1 protein-coding gene is annotated in these 2,424 nt (G+C 60.5%); it reads left to right on the top strand.

The genetic code is table 11. The features are described 5' to 3' along the window. The first annotated feature begins 149 nt into the window (after positions 1-149). Complete coding sequence (locus tag ACX80D_RS17690; RefSeq protein WP_459324172.1) at positions 150-2,402, top strand: putative transposase; 2,253 nt, start codon at positions 150-152, stop codon at positions 2,400-2,402. Positions 2,403-2,424 lie beyond the last annotated feature (22 nt).

Genomic DNA, 2,424 nt, shown 5'->3' with positions numbered 1-2,424 from the left:
CCAGGACTCCGGTCATGGTCGGGGACAGGCATTGAAGTTCGTTGATTTTCAGGGGTTTTGAGTGGCTGAAGGGCTGTTAATTTCGCCCAAGATACGATAAAATAGAGTTAGTCTTTTGTCGTCTATCGAGGGGTGAAATGATGGTTTTCATGACTGCTCAATTTCCCCTGCCCGTGACAATGGATCCTGTTGCCGTGCCGGTGGGCTTGGCGGTGTCCTTGGTGGAGAACGACAGTGGCGGGGAAGTCTATATTCGCGGGCAACTCTGTGATGTGTGGGATGCCGATGACGCTGCAGCACGTCGGTGGGCGGCGGTGAAATTGGTGCGTCTGGGTGCGGCCTCCCAGGAGCAGATCGCGGCAGCTTTTGGAGTTTCCTCGGTGGCGGTGTGGAAATGGGTCCAGCGGGCGGCCGCCGGTGGCATTGCTGCGTTGGTGCCGGAAAAGAAGGGGCCAAGGAAGGCCTCCCGACTCAGCGACACTGTCATCACCCGGATCGTGGAACTGCGCAACACCGGACTGTCCCAGCAGGGGGTCGGCGACATGGTTGGCGTCTCGGAGTTCAGTGTCCGCCGGGCCCTGAAAATCGCTGCCTTACAAGCTGCCACAGAAACAGCAGCCCCCGAGCCCGAAACCCTGAAATCAGCGTCAGCACTAGCACTGCAGCCTGAGCTGCCGCTCTTGCCAGCCCCGGCGCCACGCACTGCAGAACGTGCTGCTGCCGGCCTGCTTGAATGCGCATCCCCGGTGTTTGCCCCGGCCGCCCACATCCGCCACGCCGGGTTGTTCCTAGCTATCCCGGCGCTTGAAAGCACCGGCCTGCTCGCCTGCGCGAAGGAGGTGTACGGGGCGTTACCGAATGGTTTCTACGGCCTCGAAACCGTCCTGATCGATAGTGTGTTGCGGGCATTGGCTGGGGAAGCCCGGGCCGAAGGTGCCACGCGCTTTGACCCGCAAGAACTTGGGCGGGTATTGGGGTTGGATCGCGCCCCGGAAGTGAAAACCATCCGCCGCCGGATCAGCCAACTCGCCGAGGCAGGCAAAGCCCAAGAACTGATTGCCGCCCTGGCCAAAAACCATCTGGCCGGCACCGGTCCTGACGGTGAAGACCTCGCGGCGATCCTCTATGTCGACGGGCATGTGCGCGCCTACCAAGGCACAAAAAAGATCGGGAAAATCTACTCCACCCGGCTCAAATATCCGGTTCCTGCGACCGAGGAAACCTGGGTCACCGACGCCCACGGCGCCCCCGTGTTCCTCGTCATGGCCAAACCCGGCGCGTCCCTGGCCGCCGAGCTCCGCGACCTCCTGCCCGAACTGCGCACCGCGGTCGGGGACGACCGCCGGATACTGGTTGGTTTTGACCGTGGCGGTTGGTCACCAGCTCTGTTTAAACACATGGATGAGGCTGGTTTTGATGTGCTTTCTTGGCGAAAAGGCACCACCAAAGACATCGAAGAAAAGTTGTTCGCCGAGGTGTCCCACACCGACGAGCACGGGGAAGAGAAGACATGGTCGGTCGCTGACACGGTCGTTGACCTGCCCCTGAACACCACGAAGAAGACCGGGGAAGTCTTCAGTATCCGCCAGATCAGCCGGATCGTGGCCACCCCCGGTGGTGGCACGAGGCAAATCCATATCCTTACCACCAACCAGGACATGGGTGCTGGGGAGGTGGTGCATCGAATGGGGAATCGGTGGCGGCAGGAAAACCAGTTCCGCTACGCGCGCATGCACTTCGCCCTGGACTCCCATGACTCCTACCATTCAAGCGATGACAACGAGAATCGGATGGTGCCGGAACCGGCGAAGGCCCGTGCCTATCAAAAGGTTGTTGCCGCCCGGCGTCACCATGCAGAAGCAGCAGCCGTGGCTGATCTGAACCTGCTGGCGCTGAAAACCCCGGTAGAAGGCACCGATGAAGTCACGGTGACCAGTGCCATGCACAACCAGACCATGGCGCCAGTATGGGAAGCAGAAAATGCCTTGGCTGCTGCTGAAAAGATTCACAAGGGAATCCCGGCGAAGATCCGCCTCGGTGATCTAAACCCCGGCCAGCAAGTCCTAGATACCGAGGTGAAAATGATCCATACTGGCATCCGGATGGCCGCTTACAACACCGCGATGACCATCGCCAGAGAGATCCGCACCAACACCGGCTACCGGCGCGCCAACCAGGAAGCCCACGCCCTCATGCGCCAGATGTTCAACCAAACCGGTGACGTCAACACCACCGAGCCCGGCTACCTGACCATCACCTTGGACCCGCTACCGACCAAAGCCAAAACCGCGGCCGCCGCTCAGCTGTGCGAGCACCTCACCGCCACCGAAACCCGCTACCCCTGCACCAACCTCATCCTCAAATACGCCATCAAAACCAAGGCCCCGGCTCTCATCAATTAAATCGTGATGTCAGGAGCCCTGG

The sequence above is a fragment of the Arthrobacter sp. Sr24 genome, assembly GCF_054511175.1.
The sequence above is the reverse complement of the archived record's forward strand: the minus strand, read 5'-3'. Positions and strand labels throughout refer to the sequence as shown.